Source organism: Actinomycetospora aurantiaca (genome assembly GCF_037401875.1).
GTDB lineage: Bacteria > Actinomycetota > Actinomycetes > Mycobacteriales > Pseudonocardiaceae > Actinomycetospora > Actinomycetospora aurantiaca.
On the sequence record NZ_JBBEGN010000002.1, the window covers coordinates 338,911 to 359,810 of the forward strand.

Here is a 20,900-nt window from a genome sequence, read left to right on the forward strand (position 1 = left end):
CGGCACCGCACGATGTGACCGGCGATCCGACACCGAGGAGCCGTCATGACCACCACTTCTCCCGTCACCGTCGAGGCCCGGATGGCGAATCCTGCCGCGCTGCTGCCCGGCGTGGGGGAGGCGATCGGCGGGCTGGTCGCCGCCGTCCGGTCCGGCGGCCTCCCCGAGCCGCTGCTGGCCCTCGTCCACCTCCGCGTGAGCCTGATCAACGGCTGCGCCTCGTGCGTCCACGGCGGCGCCCGCGACGCGCGGGCGGCGGGCGAGTCCGAGGAGCGGCTCGCCACGGTCGGCGTCTGGCGCGAGGCCCCGTGGTTCACCGACCAGGAGCGGGTCGCGCTCGAGCTCGCGGAGCACGTCACGCGCCTCGCCGACGCCGGCGACGCCGTGCCGGACGCGCTGTGGTCCGAGGTGACCCGCGTGTTCGACGAGCCGGGCCGGGCGGCCCTGCTGCTGTGGATCGCCGTCGTGAACCTGTTCAACCGGTGCAACGCCCCGATCCGGCAGGTCGCCGGCACCGGCTGGTGACGCCCCGAATCAGGGCAGCGGCGTGAGGAGGCGGTGCGGCTCGCGGAGGGCGACGCTGACGGCGTCGTCCCGGCGGCCCGGCCCGCCGACCGCGCGGACCACCAGGTCGGGGGGCGGCGGCACGATCCGGCAGGTCGGGCACCACCCGTCGGCGGTGGTGTCCGTGCCGCACCCGGCGTGGGCGAACCGGCGCACCGACCCGCCGGACTCCGCCTGCGCCTGCTCGCCGAACGCGGCGAGCGCCCGCAGCGCGGGCCACAGCGGCCAGGCGGCCTCGGTCACGCGGTAGGACCGGCCGTCGGGGACGAGCAGACCGGCCTCCACGAGGCGCGCGAGCCGGTCGGTGAGCACGGCGCGCGGGACGTCGAGGCGGGCGACGAGGTCGGCGAACCGGTGCACGCCGAAGAAGCAGTCGCGGAGCACGAGCAGGGTCCAGCGGTCGCCCACGAGCTCCAGGGCGCGGGCGATCGCGCAGTCCTGCCGGGGATAGCCCTGTCCGAGAGGCACGGCCGACAGTCTAGTTCAATGACCGAACCGGGCCGTGCTAGCGTCCCGGACCGTGCGGTCCCAGCCAGACGGTCCAGCTCCGCGGCGCTCCGCGTCCGGGTCCGGAGCCACCCTCGTCATCGCCTCCGCCGCGACGTTCCTCGCGCTCGTGGTCTTCACGTCCACCCTCGCGACCATGCCGGCGACGGCGGCCGCCCTCGGGGCGGGCGCCGAGGGGCAGGCGTGGATCCTCAGCTCGATGAGCATCGGGCTCGGGGTCGCGCTGCTCCCCGCGGGCGCGGTGGCCGACGACCTCGGGCGGCGCCGCGCGCTGGTGCTGGGTGCGGTCGTCCTCGCCGTCGGCTCCGTGCTGTGCGCCGTCGCGCCCTCGACCGCGGTGCTCGTGGCCGGCCGGATCGTCGCCGGGGTCGGGGCCGCCGCCCTCGTGGCCGCGAGTCTGGGGCTGATCGGACACGCCTTCCCGGCCGGCACGCCGCACGCCCCCCGGGCCAGCGGCATCTGGGGTGCCTCGCTCGGCGCGGGGATCGCGGTCGGGCCGCTCCTCGCCACCGGCAGCGAGGCGCTCGCGGGGTGGACCGCGGAGTACTGGATCGAGGCGGTGCTCGCGGTGGGGCTCGCCGTGGCGGCGCGGCTGGGCGTCGAGGAGTCGCGGGCGGCGACGCCCCGCCCGCTCGACCTGCCCGGCGTGGCCCTGCTCGCCGTCGGGATCGCGCTCCTGCTCACCGGCCTGGTGGAGGCTCGCACCGGGGTGTTCCGTCCGGCGCCGGTCGGCCTCGTCGTCGGCGGCCTGCTCGTGCTCGGCGGGTGGCTGCTGGTCGAACGGCGGCGCCGGGACCCCATGCTCGATCCGGCGCTGTTCCGCTCACCCCGCTTCCTCGCGATGATGCTCGCGGCGCTGGCGACCGGCATGGGGATCATCTCGACCACGTCGGTGCTGCTCAGCGTGGCCGAGCGCGGGCTGCGCACGTCCGCGCTCACCGCCGCGGTGATGCTGCTGGCCTGGTCGGTGACCAGCGTGGTCACCTCGCTGCTCGCCCGCCGGCTGCCCACTTCGATCAGCGGACGGCTGCAGATGGCGGTGTCGCTGCTCGTGGTCGCGGCCGGTCAGGCCCTGCTGCTCGGCGCGGCGCCGGACTCTTCGGTGTGGCGGTTCGTCCCGGGGCTGTTCGTCGCCGGCGTCGCCTCCGGGGTGCTGAACGCGGCGTTCGGCCGGGAGGCGGTCGCCAGCGTGCCCGCGGGCCGCGCGGCCATGGGCAGCGGCGCCAACAACACCGCCCGCTACGTCGGGTCCGCGATCGGGACGACGGTCGTCGCGGTCGTCACGACCCGGCCCGGGCTGCCCCCCGGCCCCGCGGGGCTGCTGGGCGGCTTCGACGACGCGGTGCTCGTCGCCGGGACCTTCTCGCTGCTCGGGGCGATCGCCGTGTTCCTCTGCCGCCCTCGCGGGCACCGGGACGAGCAGGCAGACTCGAATCATGGACAAGGCAGCGCTCGCCGAGACCCAGGGCCCTCTGAAGCAGCAGTACCGTGACGACCCGGAGTCGGCCGTCGTCGTCCTGAAGGCCGACGGCGACCTCGACGGATCCGGGATCGCCTGCCGCGTGCAGACCGCGCAGGCGATGGTCGAGGCCGGCCTGCACCCCGCGACCGGCGGCACCGGGGAGCTGCTCTGCTCCGGCGACATGCTCCTCGAGGCCCTCGTCGCCTGCTCCGGGGTCACCCTGCGGGCGGTCGCGACGTCGATGGGCGTCGAGGTCCGGGGCGGCACCATCCACGCGGAGGGCGACCTGGACTTCCGGGGCACGCTCGGCGTCGCGAAGGACGCCCCCGTGGGGTTCAAGGACATCCGGCTGTCGTTCGACCTGGACACCGACGCCGACGACGACACCCTCGCCACGCTGCACAAGCTCACCGAGCGGTACTGCGTGGTCTACCAGACCCTCGTCCGCTCGCCCGAGGTGTCGCTGAGCCTCGACAAGCGCCAGGCCGCGCAGGCCTGAGCAGTACCCGTCGTCGGGAAGGGCCTTCCCGACGACGGGTCGCGCGGCTCAGTCCGTGTGGTAGGGGTCGTAGTGGATCTGCAGGAACGGTGTCCCGGCGTCGAGCATCGCCGACACCGTGGAGCGCACCATCGGCGGTGACCCCGCGACCACGACCTGGCGGTCCGCCCACGCGCCGTACCGGGCCACGACCTCACCGAGGGTGCCGGTCTCCGCGCCGTAGCGGCGGCCGTCCTCCTCGACGACCGGGACGACGGTCAGCCACGGGTTGTCCTGGGCCATCCGCCGCAGCGTGTCGATGTCGTAGAGCGAGCTCCACGTGCGCCCGCCGACGAACAGCGCGACCTTCCGGTCGGAGCCGTCGACCATGAGCTGCTCGATCAGGGCGCGGGCCGGGGCGAGGCCGGTGCCGCCGGCGACCATGAGCAGGTCGGCCTGCGAGCGCGGGTCCAGCGTCATCTGGCCCATCGGCGGGCCGATGCGCCACACGTCGCCGACGCGGGCGTGCGACACGATCGCCCGGCTCACCCAGCCGCCCGGGACCGTGTGGACGTGGAACTCCATCACGCAGTCCGGGCCGGGCGCGTTCGCGGGCGTCAGGGACCGCCACATGCGCGGGCGCTGCGGGGTCTCCACGGAGACGTACTGTCCCGCGAGGTAGGGGACCGGCTGGCTGGTCTGCACCCGCACGATCGCCAGGTCGGGGGCGACCCGGCGGTGCTCCATGACCCGTGCCATCCAGACGGCGGGCCCGCGCTCGGCGTCCGCCGCCTCGCGCATCGAGGCCGAGACGACGCCGTAGGCGCCGACCCAGGCCTGCTCGACCTCGCGGGTCCATGCCGGCCCGGCGATCTCGCCCAGCGCACCCAGCAGGGCCTCGCCGACCTTGTCGTAGTGCTCGCCGATGACGCCGAACTTGCGGTGGTCGCGGCCGAGCTGGCGCAGGAACACGTTGAGCTCGTCGGGCCGGTCCACCATCTGCACGACGTGGATGAGCGCGCGGAGCAGGCGCGTGCGCTGCAGTTCCATCGTGACCGGGAACAGCTCGCGGGTCTCGGGGGCGATCCGGAACAGCCAGCCGTAGAACAGCTGGGTCAGCTCGTCGGTCCGGTGCGCGACGGCCTCGAAGCTCGCCCGGATGGTCGCGACCATGTCCGTCGCGTCGTTCGAGGCCGGGGCGGCCTCGCGCGGCGTCGGGAGACCGACGCCCTCGGGGACCTGGTGGGCCGGCATGGCGGTGGTGCGGGCGGGCTCGTCGCGGTACGACCCGTAGCCCGAGCCGTACTCGGGGGCGTACTCGGGGGCGTAGCCGCCGGCGTCGTGGCCGGGGGAGCCGTAGGTGGTCGAGCCGTACGAGCCCGAGGCGTGGTCGGCGGGCTGGTAGCCGCCGGAGCCGTAGCCGCCGGAGGCGTAGCCCCCGGTCTCGTAGCCACCACCGCCGGAGCCGTAGCCCCCGGTCTCGTAGCCGGACGAGCCATGGCCGCCGGTCTCGTACCCGGAGGAGCCGTAGCCGCCGGAGGCGTAGCCCCCGGTCTCGTAGCCGCCGGTCTCGTAGCCGCCGGTCTCGTAGCCATCACCGCGGTAGCCGCCGGTGGAGCGGCTCTCGGCGTGGTGGCCCGACTCCGAGCGTGCCGTCGGCAGGGACGGCGGCGGGAAGGCGGTGGTGCGGGCCGGGGGCGGGGGCACGGCCCCGCGGCCGGAGGGATGGCTCATCGTCGTCCCGTCGTCGCGCCGGTCGTCGGCGATGTCGAACACGGCGTCGTCGGGGTCGTAGGACCCCAGTGTGGATCCCCGTCCCGACGATCCGAGGTCGGACCACCGGGATGGTCCGGCGCCGAACGGTTCCCGGCCGGACACCGCCGACCGGTCGAGCGCTGCGGCGCCCCAGTTCCCGGGGAACTCCCCGGCCGTGCCGTCGCGGGGAGGACCCGCCGGTCCGGCGGGGCCGTGACGCCCCGCGTCAGGACCGTTGTTCCTCGCTGCGGTCACGTCCGGTCGACTCCTCATCTCGCGATGACTCGCTCGCCCCCCCGCCCGGGCCACCCCTGCGGTGGGCACTAGGCCGCGACGCTACTCCGCGTCCGCCCCCGATCGTGGAGGGTGGCCTACCGTGCGGTCAGCGTACGGCCACGGCCGGTGAACGGCGACGCCCGCTCCACGGTCGTGCGACCGATCACCCGGCGACGGTCACTGGACGTGGGAAGCCGACCGCTCTCCCCGCCGACCGGGGCCTACTCGTCGGTGTCGTCCGCCGTGTCCGGGGTGTCGGGCGCGGTCGTCGAGGCGGTCGTGGTCGGCTCGTCGTCCTCGGGCGCGGTCGTCCCCGGCAGGGCCGAGCGCTCGGCGATCGGGCGGGTCGAGGCCGACGAGGTCGGGGTGGCGCTCGAGCGCGGGGTGGCCGAGCGGGTGACCGTGGGCCGGGGCGGCTTCGACGGGCGCGGCGTGGTGGACCGCGTCGTCGTCGGGCGGCTCCGGGTGGTCGTCGTCGGCGCGGCCGAGCTCGTCGAGGAGGGGCGTTCGGCGGTCGTCGGGGCAGGTCGGGCCGGGGCCCGCTCGAGCCGGCCGTCGTCGGGCCGGATGAGGTCCGCGCCCGCGACGGCGGGATCGAGGTCGGCCGTGGTCGTGGCCACGCCCTCCGCCGAGGTGGTCGGCAGCTCGGTGACCGGGTCGGCGAGGGCCGGCGACGGCGCCGCGGGCAGGAGTCCCTCGGTGCCGGTGGGCGTGAGGCCGAGGGCCAGGCCCACGCCGCCGACGCTCAGCGCACCGAACGCCGCCACCGCGGCGGGCAGGGCGGTCGAGCTGCGGCGGCGACGGCGGCGCGCGCGTGGAGCGGCCTCGTCGAGCAGCGCGGCCATCTCGTCCGCGCGCTCGCGCAGGTCGCCGGCGCGCGTACGGCCGCCACGCCTGCCTCCCGAGGGACCCGCACCACCGGTGCGGCCCCGTCCGGCTCGGCTCACTCGTGCCTCCCACCGTCGGTCTCGTCACGCTCGGTTCCCGCGACGACTACTGCCGGTCGTCGATCAGCGTGCCAGAGCGACCGGCCCGCGGTCGCGCCGGGCCGACACGGAGAGCACCAACGAGTGACGGACGGTGAGGAACTCCCACCCTCCGAGGAGCGACGGGCGACCCCCTACAGTGGGCCGGAGTGACAGGTCCCGGGGCTGTGCGCGCGCCCGCGCGTCCGGTTCGCCGGGATCGGTCACCGGAGGGGCGGTCGGCCCGCGGGGCGATCGTGTGATGCGACGGGCGGGTGTCAATTGGGCCGGACGGTCCAGCAGATGGACCCGGACCGCCGATGATGTGAGTCCGAACGGCTAGATCCATCGACCGGGAGCCTCGGTCAGGATGGTGTCCGGGCGCGCGGGGGTCCGGCTCGGACGTCGTCACCGACGACGGTTTGACCAGTCTGTCGACGATGTCGCCGGAGCACATGGCGGCGGGACGCAGGACCTCGGAGCACACGGAGGTGGCATGGCGCGCGGGATGGCCACGATGGCCGTCGTCGGGAACTCGTCCGACGCCGATGCGGTGACCACACCGGCGGGCGGGACGCCCGCCCCCGCCGACGAGCCCGCGGGCACGGTGCCCACCGCCCGGGTCGCCGATCCGGGCGTCGCGACGGCCCCGCTCGCCGCCGCACCCCCGACGGCCGGTGCGCCGGCCGTCGTCGTGGACCGGCCCCGTCCCCGGCCCCGCCCGGTGCCGCAGGCGCCCGACCCGGCCGCGACGCCGACGTCGTGGGGTGCGCCCGCCGCCGGGACCACCGGCGTCGCCGCGGTCGACCCGGACGAGGCGGAGGAGTTCCTCCGCCTCTTCCACGCCGAGTCCGAGGAACCGGGTGCGACGACGGTCAAGGGCACGGAGACCCCGGCGACCCCCCTGGCCGACCGGATCGCCGCGGTGCGCGACGAGATCGCCCGCACCGGCACCTACGTCCACACCACCGCCGAGCTCACGTTCGGCGCCCGCGTCGCCTGGCGGAACTCCGCGCGCTGCATCGGTCGCCTGTACTGGCGCAGCCTGCACCTGCGCGACCGCCGGCACGTCGTCGCGCCCGACGAGGTCGCCGCGGAGTGCGTCGGCCACCTCGACGCGGCGACGCGCCGCGGCCGCATCCGCTCGACGGTGACGATCTTCGCCCCGGACACCCCGACCACCCCCGGGCCGCGGATCTGGAACGAACAGCTCATCCGCTACGCGGGCTACCGCACCGGTGGGCGCGTGCTGGGCGACCCGCGCTACGTCGGGTTCACCGACCACGCCCGCTCGCTCGGCTGGGTGCCGCCCTCCCCGATGGGCCGCTTCGACGTGCTCCCGCTGGTCGTCTCCGGCGGCGGCGAGTGGGCCGAGAAGGGGCCGCAGTTCTTCGACGTGCCGACGGAGTCGGTGCTCGAGGTCGACGTGGCCCACCCCGACCACGCGTGGTTCGCGGACCTGGGCCTGCGCTGGCACGCGCTGCCCGTGATCAGCAACATGCGCCTGGACGTCGGCGGGGTCTCCTACCCGGCCGCACCGTTCAACGGGTGGTACATGGCCACCGAGATCGGGGCGCGCAACTTCGCCGACGCCGACCGCTACGACATGCTGCGCGAGGTCGCCGAGAAGATGGGCCTCGACACCTCGAACGACCGCACCATGTGGCGCGACCGCGCGGCGGTGGAGCTCACCCTGGCGGTGCAGCACTCGTTCGACGGCGCCGGCGTGTCGATGGCGGACCACCACGGCGAGTCGCAGCGCTTCCTGCGCCACCTGGAGCGCGAGGAGCAGGCCGGGCGCACGTGCCCGGTCGACTGGAGCTGGATCGTGCCGCCGATCTCGGGCGGGCTCACCCCGGTGTTCCACCGCTACTACGACGAGCCGACCGACACCGGCCCCATGTTCCGGATGGACCCGCAGCAGGCGGCGCGGGGTCAGGGCTGTCCGATGTGAGCGTCGCTCACACGAGACGAAGTCACCTCTCCGCGCACATCCAGCCGCCGTGGTGCTCGTCCACCCGGAACCGCAGGCCGGTGCGCTCGCCCAGGGCGACGAGGTCGTCCGGGGTGAAGCGGCGCAGGTGGCCGTAGACGGGGTCGGGGGTCTCCTCGTAGGGCACGGCCACCACGATCCGGCGGCGGGCGACGCGCACCATCTCGTCGACGACGACGGCGGCCGCCTCCTCGGGCAGGTGCTCGAGCAGGTGGATCGCGGTCACGGTGTCCACCGAGGCGTCGGCCAGCGGGACCGCCCGGGCGTCGCAGGCGAGCGTCCGCACCCGTGACGCCGCCTGCGGCACCACCCCGGCCCGGGCGACGGCCGCGAGCAGCGTCATCGTCCCGACGGTGTGGTCGGTCGCGACCACGTCCAGGCCCCGCTCGGCCATGAGCAGCGGCAGGAACCCGAAGCACGACCCGAGGTCGGCCACCGTCGTCCCCACCACCTCGTCGAGGGCCCGCGCGTGGACGGGCGCGAAGCCCGCCAGGGACGCCTCGGGCAGCCCCCCGGGCCGGGCGCCCGGACCGGGGTGGCGCAGCACCGCGAGGGAGTTCGCGTAGAACGTCGACCACGCCGTCAGCGGGTCCAGCACGGTGGAGCGCACGATCCCCGTCACCACCCGCTCGAACAGCGGTGCCGAGTCGACGACGCCCCCCAGCTCGTCCGCGACCACCGTCGACACGTCGTCGTCGAGCTCGTCGGGCCGGAACCGGTGGAGCACGAGCAGCCGGTCGCCGAGGCGGTGGACCTCGAACCGGGGCGTCACGAGCTCCGGGGCACGCCCCTCGGCGAGGCGGACCGGGACGGCGGCCCGGTCGAGGTGACACACCACCACCGGGCCGTTCTCCCAGCGTCCGGGGTGTCCCGGGGCCAGCGGGTCGATCCGCAGCGAGCCCGCCGCGGGGGTGAGCGTCACCGGCCGATCATCTCGGCCACCATGTCGTGGCTGACCTCGGAGAGCCCGGTGAGGTCGCGGACGACACGGATGCGGTCGACGAACTCGGCGTACTGCGGCAGGTCGCAGGCCCCCAGGCCCCACGAGTAGCGCGGCTCCGGGGTGAGCCAGATCGTCTCGCGGGCCCGCCGGGCGATCTCGGCGAAGGCCTCGATGTTCGGGTCGTTGCCGTTGCCCCGGCCGTCCCCGAGCACGATCACCGTGGACCGCCGGTTGACCGCCGACGCGTGGTCCTCCAGGAAGTCGCCGAACGCCTGCCCGTAGTTGGAGTTGGCGTCCACGTCCAGCAGGTCCCCGCCGAAGATGAGGCCGAGCGCGTCCTCCACGGTGTGGTCGCTGAACAGGTCGGTGACCTCGATCAGGTCGCCGACGAAGGCGAACGAGCGGACCTGGCCGAACATGTCCTGCAGACCGTGGACCAGGTGCAGGGTGAAGCGGGCGGTGGCGCGCACCGACAGCGACACGTCCGCCAGGATCACCAGCCGGGGCTTGTCCTCGGCGCGGCTCACCGTCACCGGGGTGAACGGGACGCCGTCGAAGCGCATGTTGCGCCGCATCGTCCGGCCCGCGTCGATACGGCCGCGCGGGGACTGGCGCCGACGGTGCGTCAGGGCACCGTGCAGCGTCTTCGCGAGCCGGCGCAGGGAGTCCTCCAGCTGCTGGCGCTCGTGCTCCTGCGCGCGGTCGACCTCGGCCTTGTGCGCCTCCTCGTCGGCGTGCCCGCCGTCGACGATGCGCTGCTCGAGCTCCATCAGCCGCTCGAGGTGCCGCTTGATCGCCTCGGGGAGGTTCTCCAGCATCCCGGCCAGACGGCGCCGCAGCGCCATCGCGTCGGTCTCGTCGCCCTCGTCGTCGATGCCGTCCTCGACGCCCTGCAGCCAGCCCAGCAGGGCCTCCTGCTGGGCCACGTTGAGGTCGGCGTCGACCTTCGTGCCCGACGAGGTCGCGATGTCGCCGGGCAGCCCGCCGCCGTGCAGGCGGTCGGTCTCGATCTGGACCTTCTCGGTGGTGTTCGTCTGGTCGGTCGCGCCGTCCTTGGAGAACACGATCTCGTCGGTCATCGACGCCAGGTCGATCTTGTTGGCCTCCTGGTGCAGGTTGAACTGCTGGGCCATGTCCTCCGGGTCGAAGAACTCCTTGATGTCCACCGGCTTGCCGTGGTCGTGGCCCTGCTCGGGCGTCTCGGCCGGCTCGTCGGAGAGCGTGAAGTCCTCGAGCTCGCCGCCGTCGGAGAGGTCCTCGTGGCCGTGCCCGTGGCCGTGGCCGGTGTCCTCCTTGCCGATCCGCACGAGCGCGAAGAAGGCGTCGAAGATCTCCTCGAACGTCGCCTCGTCGCGGATGTCCTTGACGAGCGACACCTGCAGCGCGGCCTTCAGCGTCGGGCGGTCGGCGAGGACGCCGGGCTCCCTCGCGCAGTGCATCGCGTCCAGGACCTCCGAGGTGGAGATCCGGACGTTGCGGATGCGCAGGAGCCGGACGAAGCGGTGGATGGTGGCCTCCACGACGGGGCCCTCCTCTCGTGCTGCTCCGGGGGACTACAGGGCGCGCTTCTTGCCCAGTCCGAAGGACCGGTTGCCCTGCGAGGAGCTCACCGAGCGCGACCGGGTCGGGTTGTCCCCGGAGCGGGCCGCCTCCTGGGCCTCGCGACCCGGGGCCCCGTACACGCCGGCGTGCCGGCCGGGCTCGTCCTTCGCCGCCCGCACCGCGCGGCCGTCGGGACCGTCCTCCTCGTCGTGCACGACCGCCGGGCCGCGCGAGTGGCCGTTGGTGCCGTGGTCGTCGTGCCCGTGGCCATGGCCGTGTCCATGGCCGTGCCCGTGACCGTGGGCGTCGTCGACCACCGCGTTCGGGTCCACGAGGTTCGGGAGCGCGCCGAGGGCCTTCTGGACGTCCTTGTCGTACTTCACGACGACGGACACGGTGTCGGAGAGGATCTGCGAGTTCAGCTCGTCGACGCCGAGCACCGCGAGGGTCCGGGCCCAGTCGATGGTCTCCGAGATCGACGGCGCCTTGCGCAGCTCGAGCTCGCGCAGCCCGCGGACCACCTCGACCAGCTCGCGGGCGGCGGCCTCGGGGAGCCCGGTGTCCTTCGAGCGCACGATCTCCAGCTCGCGCTCGGCGGTCGGGTAGTCCAGGAACAGGTGCAGGCAGCGCCGCTTGAGGGCGGCGGCGAGGTCACGCGTGTTGTTGCTGGTCAGGATCACGTAGGGCGCGTTCTCCGCGGCGAACGTCCCGACCTCGGGCACCGAGATCTGGAACTCGCCGAGGGTCTCGAGCAGGACGGCCTCGAGGGCCTCGTCGGCGCGGTCGACCTCGTCGATCAGCAGCACGACCGGCTCGTCGGACCGGATGGCCTCGAGCAGCGGGCGGGGCGCGAGGAAGCGCTCGGAGAAGAACACCGAATCCTGCGCGCCGATCCGGTCCACCGCGGTGGGGATGTCGGGGGCGTCCTCGACGACCTGCCCGATCTTCTCCCGCAGGATCTGGGTGTAGAGGAGCTGCTTGCCGTAGTCCCACTCGTAGAGGGCCTTGGTCTCGTCCTGGCCCTCGTAGCACTGCAGGCGCAGGAAGCGGCGGCCGGTCGCGACGGCGAGCATCTTCGCCAGCTCGGTCTTGCCGACGCCGGCGGGGCCCTCGAGCAGGAGCGGCTTCTCCAGCCGCGTGAGCAGGAAGACGGTCGTGGCCAGTCGTCGGTCGGCGATGTAGCCCTGGGCGGCCAGTGCCTCCACGACGTCGTCCACCGACTCGAACGTCGCGGTCGCGTCGGTGGTGGGCTGATCGGACGTGCTGGTCACGCGGGGTCCTTCCTACGGGTCGATCGAAGGTAAACACGCCGGTGCCCGGTGGGCCAGCCGCAGGCCGACCCACCGGGCACCGAGATGGGACATCAGCTGAGCAGGTCGTCCAGGTCGCCGTTGAGGCAGTGGTCGACCACGGGGCGCACCGTCGTGAAGGTGCACTCCTTCGGGTTGCCCGGGGTGCAGGCGTCACCGAGGACGTGGTTGGTGATGCGGTCCACGTCGGCGTCGTTGCCCGTGATGGTCTTCTCGTTCTCGTAGAACTTGGTCGGGCCCTGGCCCAGCCGGTTCTTCGAGTACGAGTCCTGGGTGACGTCGGTGAACTTCTCCGGGATGCCCACGTCGCGGAGCAGCCGGATGGAGGCGGCGAGCGCGGCCTCCGCGGCCTGCACGTCGGTCATGTGCGTGGTGTCGACGCCCATGGCCTCGGCGATCTTCGCGAAGCGCTTGTAGGCCACCGGCATGTTGAACGCCCACACGCGGGGGAGCGCGATGGCGTTGTTCAGGCCGTGGTGGGTGTCGTAGAAGGCCGACACCGCGTGCGAGATCGAGTGGATGATCCCGAGACCGCCGGAGTTGAACGCCTGGGCGGCGATGTACTGCGCGTACATCATGCCCTCGCGACCGGGGAGGTCCTGGCCGTTCCACACGGCCTCGCGCAGGTGCTCGTTGGTGAGCTCGATCGCGCGCAGGGCGTTGCCGAGGCTCGGCTGGAAGTTCAGCCGCGACACGTAGGGCTCGGAGGCGTGCGCGAGCACGTCGAACCCGCACTGGGCGGTGAAGTCGATCGGGCAGTCGTAGTAGAGCACCGGGTCGTCGATCGCCAGGGTGGTCACCGAGGCGTCGTCGAACGCGACGTACTTGTGCGGGTTGTTCGGGTCGGTCGTGGTGTCGGTGATGACGTAGGCCCAGCTCGTCTCCGAGCCCGTGCCCGCCGTCGTAGAGACCGCGATGTGCGGCGGGTTCTTCGGGTTCTCGGACTGGTTGAAGCCCTCGAACTCGTTGACGTTGCGGCCGTCGTGCGCGACCGAGACCCGGGCGCCCTTGCAGGCGTCGTGGGAGGAGCCGCCGCCGATGGAGACGAAGCTGTCACAGGAGTTCTCCTGGTACAGCTTCACGGCGTCCATGACGTTGTAGTCCTTGGGGTTGGACTCGACCTGGTCGTAGATGACCGTCTCGACCCCGTGCCACTTCATCGACTCGCTGATCTTGTGCACGATGTCCGTGCCGCGCAGACCCGACGTCATGATCAGGGTCTTCTTGAAGCCCAGCTTGAGGGCCTCCGGGCCGATCAGCTCGTGCGAGCCCGGTCCCAGGAGCGCCCGCGGGAACGGGTGGAACTCCTTGATGGGGAACGGCTTGAGCAGCTCGTCGACCTGCATCGCGATCCTCTCGTCGTCGGGTGAGGACCCGCTGGTGGTCAGCCGGTCCCTCGTCCGGCCGGACGCTAGGCGTGCGCCAGGTCACGGGTAAGAGGAGACGCGTGATCCCGTTCACGGAGCGGGGAGATCACCTGGACCTTCGGGCAGTGTCGGGGGCTGCCCTTCGTGCGGCCCTGATTCGGCGATGCAGTTGCCAGAATCTTGCGACAGGGGTGCGGGGTTCGTCCAGCGATCCGCGGGAACTCGGCGGGGTGGACAGTGCGGACCTCTCCGGTCGGACGGCGGTGGTGACCGGCGCCAGCCGTGGGCTGGGGCGGGAGATCGCCCTCGGGTTGGTGACGGCGGGTGCGCGGGTCGTGGGGATCGCCCGGCCCGGCTCGGCGGTGCCCGACGGGGTCGAGGCGCTGCCGCTCGACCTCGCCGCCGTGGACGCGATCGCGGCCGGCGTCGCCGGGGTGGGCGAGGTGGACGTGCTGGTCAACGCCGCCGCGGTGATGAGCGCGCGGCGCTCGAAGACGCTGGAGATCTCGCTGGAGGACTGGCGGGCGGTGCGGGACGTCGACCTGGACGCCCCGTTCGCGCTCGTCTCGGCGTTCGTGCCCGGGATGGTGCAGCGGCGCTCCGGCCGCGTGGTCAACGTGACCGCGTGCCTGGGACGGATGAGCGGGCCCGGGAACGCCGGCGGGCTCGCCCCGTACCGCGTCGCGAAGGCGGGGCTGAACGCGCTCACCCGCAACCTCGCCCACGAGCTCGGCAACGGGCGCAAGGGCGTGCTGGTCGACGCCACGTGCCCCGGGCACTGCCGCACCGACATGGGTGGCCCGGACGCTCCGCGCTCTGTCGCGGAGGGGGCGGACACCGCGATCTGGCTGGCCGGCCGCACCGCGACCCTCTCCGACCCGCCGCCCACCGGCCGGCTGTGGGAGGACCGCGCCGAGGTGCCCTGGTAGGTCCGGGTGCAGGCCTTCCGCCGGCATCAGCCGTCCGCGAGCGCCGCCCGGGCCAGATCGAGCGCGCGCTCCGGCGACACCCCGAGCTCGCGCATCCGGCCGGCGAAGGCCCGGGCGGCCTCCCGGGCCTCGTCGGGGCCCTCCGACGACTCGACGACGAACGTCCCGAGGCGACCACGGGTCTCCACCACACCGGCCGCCTCGAGCTCGCGGTAGGCCCGGGCGACCGTGTTCGCGGCCAGTCCGAGGTCCACCGCGAGCCGGCGCACCGCCGGCAGTCGCGTGTGGGCGGGCAGCACCCCGGTCCGCACCAGCTCCGTCACCGATGCCCGCACCTGCTCGTAGGGCGCCACCGGCGACGACGGGTCGACGTCGATCGATGCGGTCGGATCGGAGGTCACCCGAACCCCCGCGCGAGGTCGTCGAAGGCCGCCACGACCAGGGACTCGAGCTCCGCGTCGGGCGCGGCGAGCCACACCGTGAACGCCCCGCGCATCGCCGCGACCACGACGCGCGCGAACACCTGCGGCCGCAGCTCGCCGGGTGCGCAGCCCCACCGCGCGGCCGCGTCGGCCGCCAGGGCCCGCTCCCATCCCTCGTAGCGCACGGCGGCGCGGGCGCCCACCTCCGGCACGGTCTCGATCAGCGTCAGACGCCGCCGCAGCACCGGCTCGTCGTCGGGGGAGTAGGCGTTGACCTGCAGGAACGCCCGGCGGGCGGCCGAGGTCGGGTCGACGGTGCCCGGCACCGCGGCGAGGGCGGAGACGAGGCCGGCGAGGGCGTCGTCGAGCTGGCCGAGGACCACGTCGAGCTTCGTCGGGAAGTACCGGAAGAACGTGCGGCGCCCGACCCCGCCGGCCGCCGCGAGGTCGTCCACGGTGACCGCGTCGAACCCGCGCACGGTGAACATCTCCAGGGCGACCGCCTCGAGATGGCGGGCCCGGAGCGTTCGAGTGGCAGAGGTCACGACGACAGTGTCCCCCGTCCGTGACCGCGCTCTCCACGCGCGTAGCAAACGAGACCGCGCTCACGCCCCCGCTGATCGGACAGTGTGAATGGCACCGAGTGCCAACTAGCGTCCGTCGCTGTCCGGAGGTCGAACGCAGGAGGTCGGTATGGCTGAGCCCACGCACGAGGAGACCCCCCTCGTCGAGGAGACCCTCGTCGAGGAGGTCTCGATCGACGGCATGTGCGGCGTCTACTGATGACCGCGGCTCCGGTGGAGGCCTCCACGGCGTCGTCCCTGGAGGCCTCCACCGGCGCCTTCGACCCCGCGCTCCCGTACCGGCTCTCGTCGTCGGTCTCGGTGCGGCCGGAGTCGTTCGGCGCCCTCGTCTACGACTTCCACACCCGCCGGCTGTCGTTCCTCAAGACCAAGCCGCTGGTCCGTGTCGTCCAGGCCCTCGAACACCACCACGACGTCCACGGCGCGCTCGAGACCGCCGAGGTCCCCACCACCCAGCGTGACCAGTACCTGCGGGCCCTCGCCGGCCTCGCGGACGCCGGCACGATCAGGAGGCGAGACACGTGAAGCTCGTCGAGCACTTCACCCACGGCCTGAACTCCCCGATCTGCCTGACCTGGGAGCTCACCTACGCCTGCAACCTCTCGTGCGTGCACTGCCTGTCGTCCTCGGGGCGCCGCGACCCGCGCGAGCTCTCGACCGACGAGTGCAAGGCGGTCATCGACGAGCTGCAGCGCATGCAGGTCTTCTACGTCAACATCGGCGGCGGCGAGCCGACCGTGCGCAGCGACTTCTGGGAGCTGCTCGACTACGCGATCGCCCACGACGTCGGCGTCAAGTTCTCCACCAACGGCGTCAAGCTGGACAAGGCCCGCGCGGAGCAGCTCGCGAGGACGGACTACGTCGACGTCCAGATCTCGCTCGACGGTGCGACGGCGGAGGTCAACGACCACGTCCGCGGACCGGGCTCGTACGACACCGCGATCCGCGCGATGGAGAACCTGTACGAGGCGGGCTTCGGCCAGTTCAAGATCAGCGTCGTGGTCACCCGCCACAACGTCGACCAGCTCGACGCCTTCAAGGCCATCGCCGACCGCTACGGCGCCCAGCTGCGGATCACCCGCTTCCGGCCGTCCGGGCGCGGCGCCGACTCGTGGGACGAGCTGCACCCGACCCGCGAGCAGCAGCGCCAGCTCTACGACTGGCTGGTCGCCCGCGGCGAGGACGTCCTCACCGGCGACTCGTTCTTCCACCTCTCGGCATTCGGCCAGGAGCTCCCGGGGCTCAACCTCTGCGGCGCCGGGCGCGTGGTGTGCCTGATCGACCCGGTCGGCGACGTCTACGCCTGCCCGTTCGCGATCCACGACCAGTTCCTCGCCGGAAACGTCCGGTCCGAGGGCGGGTTCCAGGGCGTGTGGCAGGACTCGGAGCTGTTCGCCGAGCTGCGCGGCCCGCAGTCCGGCGGCGCGTGCACCAAGTGCTCGCACTACGACGCCTGCCAGGGCGGCTGCATGGCCGCGAAGTTCTTCACCGGGCTCCCGCTCGACGGGCCCGACCCGGAGTGCGTGCTGGGTAACGGCGAGGTGGCGCTGGCCAAGCTGGAGATGGACACCGTCATCCCGAAGCCCTCGCTGGACCACTCGCACAAGACGACCCGGGGACCGCGCAAGGACGGCGGGCCGGTGCCGTTGACGCTGTCCGTGCGTCGCCCGGACAAGGCGTGCGACACCGATCCGCTCGCCGGCGAGGGGCGCCGGCTGCCGGCGGGCATCCGCGCCCACTAGACACCGCGGAGCGGAGCTCGACCCGTCGAGCAGAGACTCCCCCGGCGCCGCGATCCCCGCGTCGCGGCGCCGGGGTGACCCCTCAGTCGTCGCTCCGGCCGGGGATCGTCAGGGGCGGCTTCGGCTTGTTCGGAATGGTCAGCGGTGGCTTCGGCTTGTTCGGGATCGTGATCGGCGGCTGGGACGAGCCGCCGCCCGACCCGCTGCCACCACCGGACGACGGCGATCCGCCCCCACCGCCCGTTCCCGACGGCGGGCCGCTGCCGCCCGCCGGCGCCGCAGGCGCGGCCGGCACGGGAGCCACCGGCACGGCAACCGCGCCGGCGGGTGCCTCGACGGCCGGCGGCCCGACGAGCGGGGCGGGCGCGACCGGTGCCTCCGGCAGCGTCGGCACCGCCGGGGAGACCACGGCCGCCGGCGGGGACGAACCGACCCCCGCGATCAGCGCGACCCCTCCGCAGAGGCTCCCCAGCACGAGGCCCGCGGCCACGATCGCGACGCCGGTACGGGCCCGCGTCCGGGTGGGCCGTGGACGACCGGGCCGCGCCGTCGCGGGCACCTGGGGCCAGTGCGGGGGACGGTCGCCGTCGGCGAGGTGGTGGGCGATGCCGTGCTGGTCGACCCAGAGGTCGCCCCGCACGCTCCGGCCCCAGGCCACGAAGCGCGGGGACTCGTCGGGCCGGTGCGGGACGGGGTGTTCGGTGGGGTGGAGCGATGCGGTCATGGGGTGCCTCCCGGAGGCTCTCGCCGGTTCGAGGTCGGCGGGTCCCCGCCGTCCGGGGACGAGTCTGGGCAGCGCTCCGCGCCCGGACCCGAGTAGCGCACTACTCGCCTCGACCGGCCGTCGCGGACGACTACTCAGGCCCCGAGGTCGATCGTCGCGAGCTCGCGCCGACCGGCGACGTGCAGCTTCGCGTAGACGCTGCTCAGGGTGTTGTCGACGGTCCGGACCGACAGCGTGAGGCCCTCCGCGATCGCGCGGCTGGTGAGGCCGCGGGCCGCGAGCCGGGCGACCTCCCGTTCGCGGGGCGTGAGGTCGTCGGGGGCGTCCAGCAGGTCCAGGGCCGGGGTCCGGGCACCCTCGCACCGGGCGGCGAGGGTCCGGGCGCGCGCGGCGGCGGCCCGCTCGGCGGCGACCCGCCCCGCCCGCCGGTGGGCGGCTGCGGCGTGTGCCGCGACCTCGGCGGCGAGCAGCAGTCCACCCCCCGTCGCGAAGACCTCGACGACCTCGTCCAGGGCGGGCCCGTCGCCGGCCGCGAGGGCGCGGGCGTGCGCGAGGGCCGCGCGCGCGTACTCGCCCTCGACCCCGTCGACCTGCCGGGTCAGCCGCTCGACGAGCGCGTCGTCGCTCACGCCGAGCCGGACCAGGCCGTGCAGCATGAGGAAGGTCAGTGGCCGCTCGTCGCGTTCCTCGGCGGCGTCGGCGGCGGCGGTCATGTCGCGGACGGCGCGGGCGAGCTCGCCGCGGGCGGCGGCCGTCCAGGCCCGCGCCATGTGGATCCAGGGGGCGTACTCGGGGTCCGGGTCGCCCAGCTCCGCGAGGACGGCCTCGGCGGCGGTCACGTCGCCCGCGAGCGCCGTCGACTGGGCCAGGCCCGCCCGCAGGACGGGGACGAGCGGTGCGGCACCGATCCGCACCCCGGCCGTCGCGTCGCGCAGCCGGTGGGCCGACGTGCGGACCTGCCCGCACAGGAACAGGACCAGGCCGCCGAAGCCGCCGAGGACGATCTTCGCTCCGGTCAGCCCGGCGTCGAGGGCCTCCTCGTAGCGCTGCTCGCAGAGGCGGACGCCCTCGGCGAAGCGGCCGGCGAAGGCGTGGCCGGACACCTCGCCCATCGCGAGGTGCATCCGCTGCCACTCGGGAGCACGGTCGGCGAGGGCGGCGGCGAGGGCGAGCCCCCGGGTCGCGAGCGCCGCGAGGGTGTCGAAGCGGCCGCAGCCCCGCAGCGCCGTCACGCCGACGACGCAGGCCCAGAGGGTGGTGGGGTCGCCGCCGTCGACGTCGACGAGCAGCGGTGCGAGCAGCTCCCAGGTCTCCACGTAGCGGCGCTCGTAGGACAGGACCGCGGCCCGCAGCACCGTCAGCTGCCGGTCGGTGTCCAGACCGCCGGCGTCCAGCTCGCGGAGGACACCCGCGGCCTTCTCGGGGGCCCCGAGGGCGTAGAAGAGGTTCTGCGCGCGCGTGGTGGCGAGGCGGACCCCGCGGTCGGGGGTGTCCGCCTCGAGCGTCGCGAGCAGCGCCTCGGCCTCGTCCGCCCGGCCCGCGGCGAGGAGGACGCGGGCGGACAGGAAGCCGGCGTCGAACCCGCCGCCCGCCTCGACGGCCGCGTCCGCGAGCCGGCCCGCCGTCGCCGGGTCGCCCGGCAGGACGCGCTCGGCGATCTCGCACAGCTCGGCCGGGTCGACGGACTGGGCCGCGCCCAGCCGCCACAGCAGCAGCCGCAGCCGGTCGCGGGCGCGCCGCGTCCCGATCGCCTCCTGGGCGTCGGCGAGGCGACGGTTCAGCGCGCGGACGCGCAACGGGCTCGCCCGGCCGCGCAGCAGCTCGGCGTAGAGGGGGTGGGCGAGGCGGAGGTCGATCCGGCGCCCGAACTGCTCGGAGACGACGAGCCCGGAGCGGTCGAGGCGGTCCAGCACGGCCGGGTCGACGAGCGACGCCAGCAGGTCCGTCCCGGCGGGCTCGCAGAAGGCGAGCAGCTCCAGCGCGTCGCGGTCCTCGGGCGGCAGGGCCCCGAGGCGGTCGTCGAGGACGTCGTCCAGGCCGTGGGTCGGCGCGTCCCCCGACCACACCCAGACGCCGTCGAGCGGGCGCAGCGTCCCGTGGCGGCACGCCGCGGACACGAGCTCCCGGACGTAGAGGGCGTTGCCGCGCGTGAGGTGCCACAACCGGTAGGCGGCGGCACCGTCGAGCTGCCCGCCGAGCGAGGCGGCGACGAGCTCCTCGACCTCGGGCCGGGTGAGGGCGTCCAGCTCCACCCGCTCCAGCAGGCGTTCGCGCCGCAGCGTGGCGAGGGCGTCGGGCAACGGCGCGCCGGAGCGGGCGGTGACGACGACCGTCGCGGACCGGGTCAGGGCGAGCTGGCCGACGACGGCGGCCGAGAGCGGATCCAGCAGGTGCCCGTCGTCGATCCCGAGCACCAGCCGAGCGCCCGCCTCGGCGCGGGCGACCAGCGCCCGCGCCGCCCACTGCACGAGGTTGGGTTCGCCCTTGCGGTCACCCCACGGCGGGAGGAGGGGGCCGAGGGCCCCGAGCGGGACGTCCACGGTCGCCGAGGTCGCGAGGGCACGCCGGACGGTGTCGCGCGCGGCGGCGCGGCGGGCCAGGAGCTCCCCGGCGGTGCGGGTCTTCCCGACGCCGGCCGGTCCGACCAGCAGGACCCCGCGGTCGGCGTCGAGGGCGGCGTCCGCGACGGCGAGCGGCTCCGCGCGGCCGACGAAGGGCCACGCCCGGGAGGTCGCGACCGCGCTCACCGGGCCCCCGCGGCTCGCGGTCCGGGACGGGGGAGCACGAGCACGGACGCACGGTGCCAGAACCGGACGTCCCGGGACAACACACGTCGCGGCGCGTGCCCGGGCGGCGACGATCAGTCGCCGGAGCTGCCCGAGCTCCCGGAGTCGGAGCTGCTGCTGCCCGAGTCGGAGGTGCAGCTGCCACCGCTGTCGGACCCGCCGTGGTCGGACCAGGAGCCGGCGTCGCAGCCACTCCACCCGCCGCCCCACCCGCCGTCGTACCCGCCGCCGTACGCGTCGTGGTGCGGTGCGGGCTGCCACCATCCGTCGTCGTGCCCGGACCCGCCGTCGTGATGGCGGTGGGGGCCGTGAGCGCCGGCGACGACGAGGCTCGTCGTCGCCTGCCCGAACGCCTCGACGAGGCGCCGTCGGGCCAGGTGGGTGAGGGCGAGGACGGTGAGCACCGACGCGGCGGCCACGCCGAACACGGCCGGGATCAGGATCGACGGTTCCGGCCCGGTGAGGACGGCCAGGACGAGACCGGCGATGGCGAGACCCTCGACGGTGAGGGCGGCGACGACGAGGAGGCGGGGCGCGGTGTCCATGGTGGG

At 74.4% G+C, this 20,900-nt stretch carries 20 protein-coding genes; 8 read left to right on the forward strand and 12 right to left on the reverse strand.

What is annotated here, in order from left to right:
* Positions 1-45 precede the first annotated feature (45 nt).
* A complete protein-coding gene (locus WCD74_RS06220; RefSeq protein WP_337693961.1) occupies positions 46-525 on the forward strand; it encodes a carboxymuconolactone decarboxylase family protein in 480 nt (159 codons plus the stop codon).
* 9 nt (positions 526-534) lie between these two features.
* On the opposite strand, the gene WCD74_RS06225 is transcribed toward WCD74_RS06220, so the two are convergent.
* Positions 535-1,032: a winged helix-turn-helix transcriptional regulator gene (locus WCD74_RS06225; RefSeq protein WP_337693962.1), complete on the reverse strand. Its 498-nt coding sequence runs from the start codon at positions 1,030-1,032 to the stop codon at positions 535-537.
* A gap of 52 nt (positions 1,033-1,084) precedes the next feature.
* Here WCD74_RS06225 and WCD74_RS06230 point away from each other — a divergent pair, with 52 nt between their 5' ends.
* Together WCD74_RS06230 and WCD74_RS06235 are read left to right on the forward strand one after the other, a co-directional pair.
* Positions 1,085-2,563, forward strand: coding sequence for an MFS transporter (locus WCD74_RS06230; protein WP_337693963.1), 1,479 nt, complete (start codon positions 1,085-1,087; stop codon positions 2,561-2,563).
* The gene (locus tag WCD74_RS06235; RefSeq protein WP_337693964.1) at positions 2,508-3,032 is read left to right on the forward strand and encodes an OsmC family protein; all 525 of its coding nucleotides are present in this window, start codon (positions 2,508-2,510) and stop codon (positions 3,030-3,032) included. Before WCD74_RS06230 ends, WCD74_RS06235 begins: the two co-directional genes overlap by 56 nt.
* A 48-nt stretch (positions 3,033-3,080) precedes the next feature.
* Here the strand turns inward: WCD74_RS06235 and WCD74_RS29935 are convergent, their stop codons facing one another.
* Positions 3,081-4,184, reverse strand: a complete 1,104-nt coding sequence (locus tag WCD74_RS29935; protein ID WP_373696044.1) for a globin domain-containing protein — start codon at positions 4,182-4,184, stop codon at positions 3,081-3,083.
* Between the two features lie 1,079 nt (positions 4,185-5,263).
* Positions 5,264-5,989 carry a hypothetical protein gene (locus WCD74_RS06245; RefSeq protein ID WP_337693966.1) on the reverse strand — a complete coding sequence of 242 codons (726 nt, stop codon included), beginning with the start codon at positions 5,987-5,989 and terminating at the stop codon, positions 5,264-5,266.
* 514 nt (positions 5,990-6,503) lie between these two features.
* Between WCD74_RS06245 and WCD74_RS06250 the strand changes: the two genes are divergently transcribed.
* Positions 6,504-7,961 carry a nitric oxide synthase oxygenase gene (locus WCD74_RS06250; protein WP_337693967.1) on the forward strand — a complete coding sequence of 486 codons (1,458 nt, stop codon included), beginning with the start codon at positions 6,504-6,506 and terminating at the stop codon, positions 7,959-7,961.
* 22 nt (positions 7,962-7,983) lie between these two features.
* Here the strand turns inward: WCD74_RS06250 and mftM are convergent, their stop codons facing one another.
* The 4 genes from mftM to mdo all read right to left on the reverse strand — a co-directional run bounded on the left by mftM (position 7,984) and on the right by mdo (position 13,141).
* Positions 7,984-8,922 carry a mycofactocin oligosaccharide methyltransferase MftM gene (mftM, locus tag WCD74_RS06255; RefSeq protein WP_337693968.1) on the reverse strand — a complete coding sequence of 313 codons (939 nt, stop codon included), beginning with the start codon at positions 8,920-8,922 and terminating at the stop codon, positions 7,984-7,986.
* A complete protein-coding gene (locus WCD74_RS06260) occupies positions 8,919-10,463 on the reverse strand; it encodes a VWA domain-containing protein (protein WP_337693969.1) in 1,545 nt (514 codons plus the stop codon). Before WCD74_RS06260 ends, mftM begins: the two co-directional genes overlap by 4 nt.
* Before the next feature lie 33 nt (positions 10,464-10,496).
* The gene (locus WCD74_RS06265) at positions 10,497-11,756 is read right to left on the reverse strand and encodes an AAA family ATPase (RefSeq protein ID WP_337693970.1); all 1,260 of its coding nucleotides are present in this window, start codon (positions 11,754-11,756) and stop codon (positions 10,497-10,499) included.
* A gap of 92 nt (positions 11,757-11,848) precedes the next feature.
* Positions 11,849-13,141: an NDMA-dependent methanol dehydrogenase gene (gene mdo, locus WCD74_RS06270; RefSeq protein ID WP_337693971.1), complete on the reverse strand. Its 1,293-nt coding sequence runs from the start codon at positions 13,139-13,141 to the stop codon at positions 11,849-11,851.
* 251 nt (positions 13,142-13,392) lie between these two features.
* On the opposite strand from mdo, the gene WCD74_RS06275 reads away from it, so the two are divergent.
* Entirely contained in the window at positions 13,393-14,091 is a 699-nt protein-coding gene (locus WCD74_RS06275; RefSeq protein ID WP_337693972.1) for an SDR family NAD(P)-dependent oxidoreductase, read from the forward strand.
* Between the two features lie 26 nt (positions 14,092-14,117).
* Here WCD74_RS06275 and WCD74_RS06280 read toward each other — a convergent pair whose 3' ends face one another.
* Together WCD74_RS06280 and WCD74_RS06285 are read right to left on the reverse strand one after the other, a co-directional pair.
* Complete coding sequence (locus WCD74_RS06280; RefSeq protein ID WP_337693973.1) at positions 14,118-14,492, reverse strand: GntR family transcriptional regulator; 375 nt, start codon at positions 14,490-14,492, stop codon at positions 14,118-14,120.
* The gene (locus WCD74_RS06285) at positions 14,489-15,058 is read right to left on the reverse strand and encodes an acyl-CoA-like ligand-binding transcription factor (RefSeq protein ID WP_337693974.1); all 570 of its coding nucleotides are present in this window, start codon (positions 15,056-15,058) and stop codon (positions 14,489-14,491) included. The genes WCD74_RS06280 and WCD74_RS06285 overlap by 4 nt, the downstream gene beginning before the upstream one ends.
* Positions 15,059-15,206: 148 nt before the next feature.
* On the opposite strand from WCD74_RS06285, the gene mftA reads away from it, so the two are divergent.
* From mftA to mftC, 3 genes are read left to right on the forward strand one after another with little or no spacing between them, the layout of a single operon-like run.
* Entirely contained in the window at positions 15,207-15,296 is a 90-nt protein-coding gene (gene mftA, locus WCD74_RS06290; protein ID WP_018332344.1) for a mycofactocin precursor MftA, read from the forward strand.
* Positions 15,296-15,622 carry a mycofactocin biosynthesis chaperone MftB gene (gene mftB / locus WCD74_RS06295; protein ID WP_337693975.1) on the forward strand — a complete coding sequence of 109 codons (327 nt, stop codon included), beginning with the start codon at positions 15,296-15,298 and terminating at the stop codon, positions 15,620-15,622. Before mftA ends, mftB begins: the two co-directional genes overlap by 1 nt.
* Positions 15,619-16,839 carry a mycofactocin radical SAM maturase gene (gene mftC / locus WCD74_RS06300; protein WP_337693976.1) on the forward strand — a complete coding sequence of 407 codons (1,221 nt, stop codon included), beginning with the start codon at positions 15,619-15,621 and terminating at the stop codon, positions 16,837-16,839. The genes mftB and mftC overlap by 4 nt, the downstream gene beginning before the upstream one ends.
* Before the next feature lie 82 nt (positions 16,840-16,921).
* On the opposite strand, the gene WCD74_RS06305 is transcribed toward mftC, so the two are convergent.
* From WCD74_RS06305 to WCD74_RS06315, 3 genes are all read right to left on the reverse strand, one after another.
* Complete coding sequence (locus WCD74_RS06305) at positions 16,922-17,563, reverse strand: hypothetical protein (protein WP_337693977.1); 642 nt, start codon at positions 17,561-17,563, stop codon at positions 16,922-16,924.
* A gap of 134 nt (positions 17,564-17,697) precedes the next feature.
* Positions 17,698-20,310 carry a helix-turn-helix transcriptional regulator gene (locus tag WCD74_RS06310; RefSeq protein WP_337693978.1) on the reverse strand — a complete coding sequence of 871 codons (2,613 nt, stop codon included), beginning with the start codon at positions 20,308-20,310 and terminating at the stop codon, positions 17,698-17,700.
* A 113-nt stretch (positions 20,311-20,423) separates the two neighbouring features.
* Positions 20,424-20,894 (reverse strand): hypothetical protein, encoded by a 471-nt coding sequence (locus tag WCD74_RS06315; protein WP_337693979.1) that lies wholly within the window; start codon positions 20,892-20,894, stop codon positions 20,424-20,426.
* Positions 20,895-20,900: the final 6 nt, after the last annotated feature.

Coding starts and splice junctions, on each gene's coding strand:
- WCD74_RS06235 (WP_337693964.1), top strand. CDS start 2,508: ATGGACAAGGCAGCGCTCGCCGAGACCCAGGGCCCTCTGAAGCAGCAG.
- WCD74_RS06305 (WP_337693977.1), bottom strand. CDS start 17,563: ATGACCGCATCGCTCCACCCCACCGAACACCCCGTCCCGCACCGGCCC.
- WCD74_RS29935 (WP_373696044.1), bottom strand. CDS start 4,184: ATGGTCGCGACCATCCGGGCGAGCTTCGAGGCCGTCGCGCACCGGACC.
- mftB (WP_337693975.1), top strand. CDS start 15,296: ATGACCGCGGCTCCGGTGGAGGCCTCCACGGCGTCGTCCCTGGAGGCC.
- mftA (WP_018332344.1), top strand. CDS start 15,207: ATGGCTGAGCCCACGCACGAGGAGACCCCCCTCGTCGAGGAGACCCTC.
- WCD74_RS06250 (WP_337693967.1), top strand. CDS start 6,504: ATGGCGCGCGGGATGGCCACGATGGCCGTCGTCGGGAACTCGTCCGAC.
- mdo (WP_337693971.1), bottom strand. CDS start 13,141: ATGCAGGTCGACGAGCTGCTCAAGCCGTTCCCCATCAAGGAGTTCCAC.
- WCD74_RS06315 (WP_337693979.1), bottom strand. CDS start 20,894: ATGGACACCGCGCCCCGCCTCCTCGTCGTCGCCGCCCTCACCGTCGAG.
- WCD74_RS06220 (WP_337693961.1), top strand. CDS start 46: ATGACCACCACTTCTCCCGTCACCGTCGAGGCCCGGATGGCGAATCCT.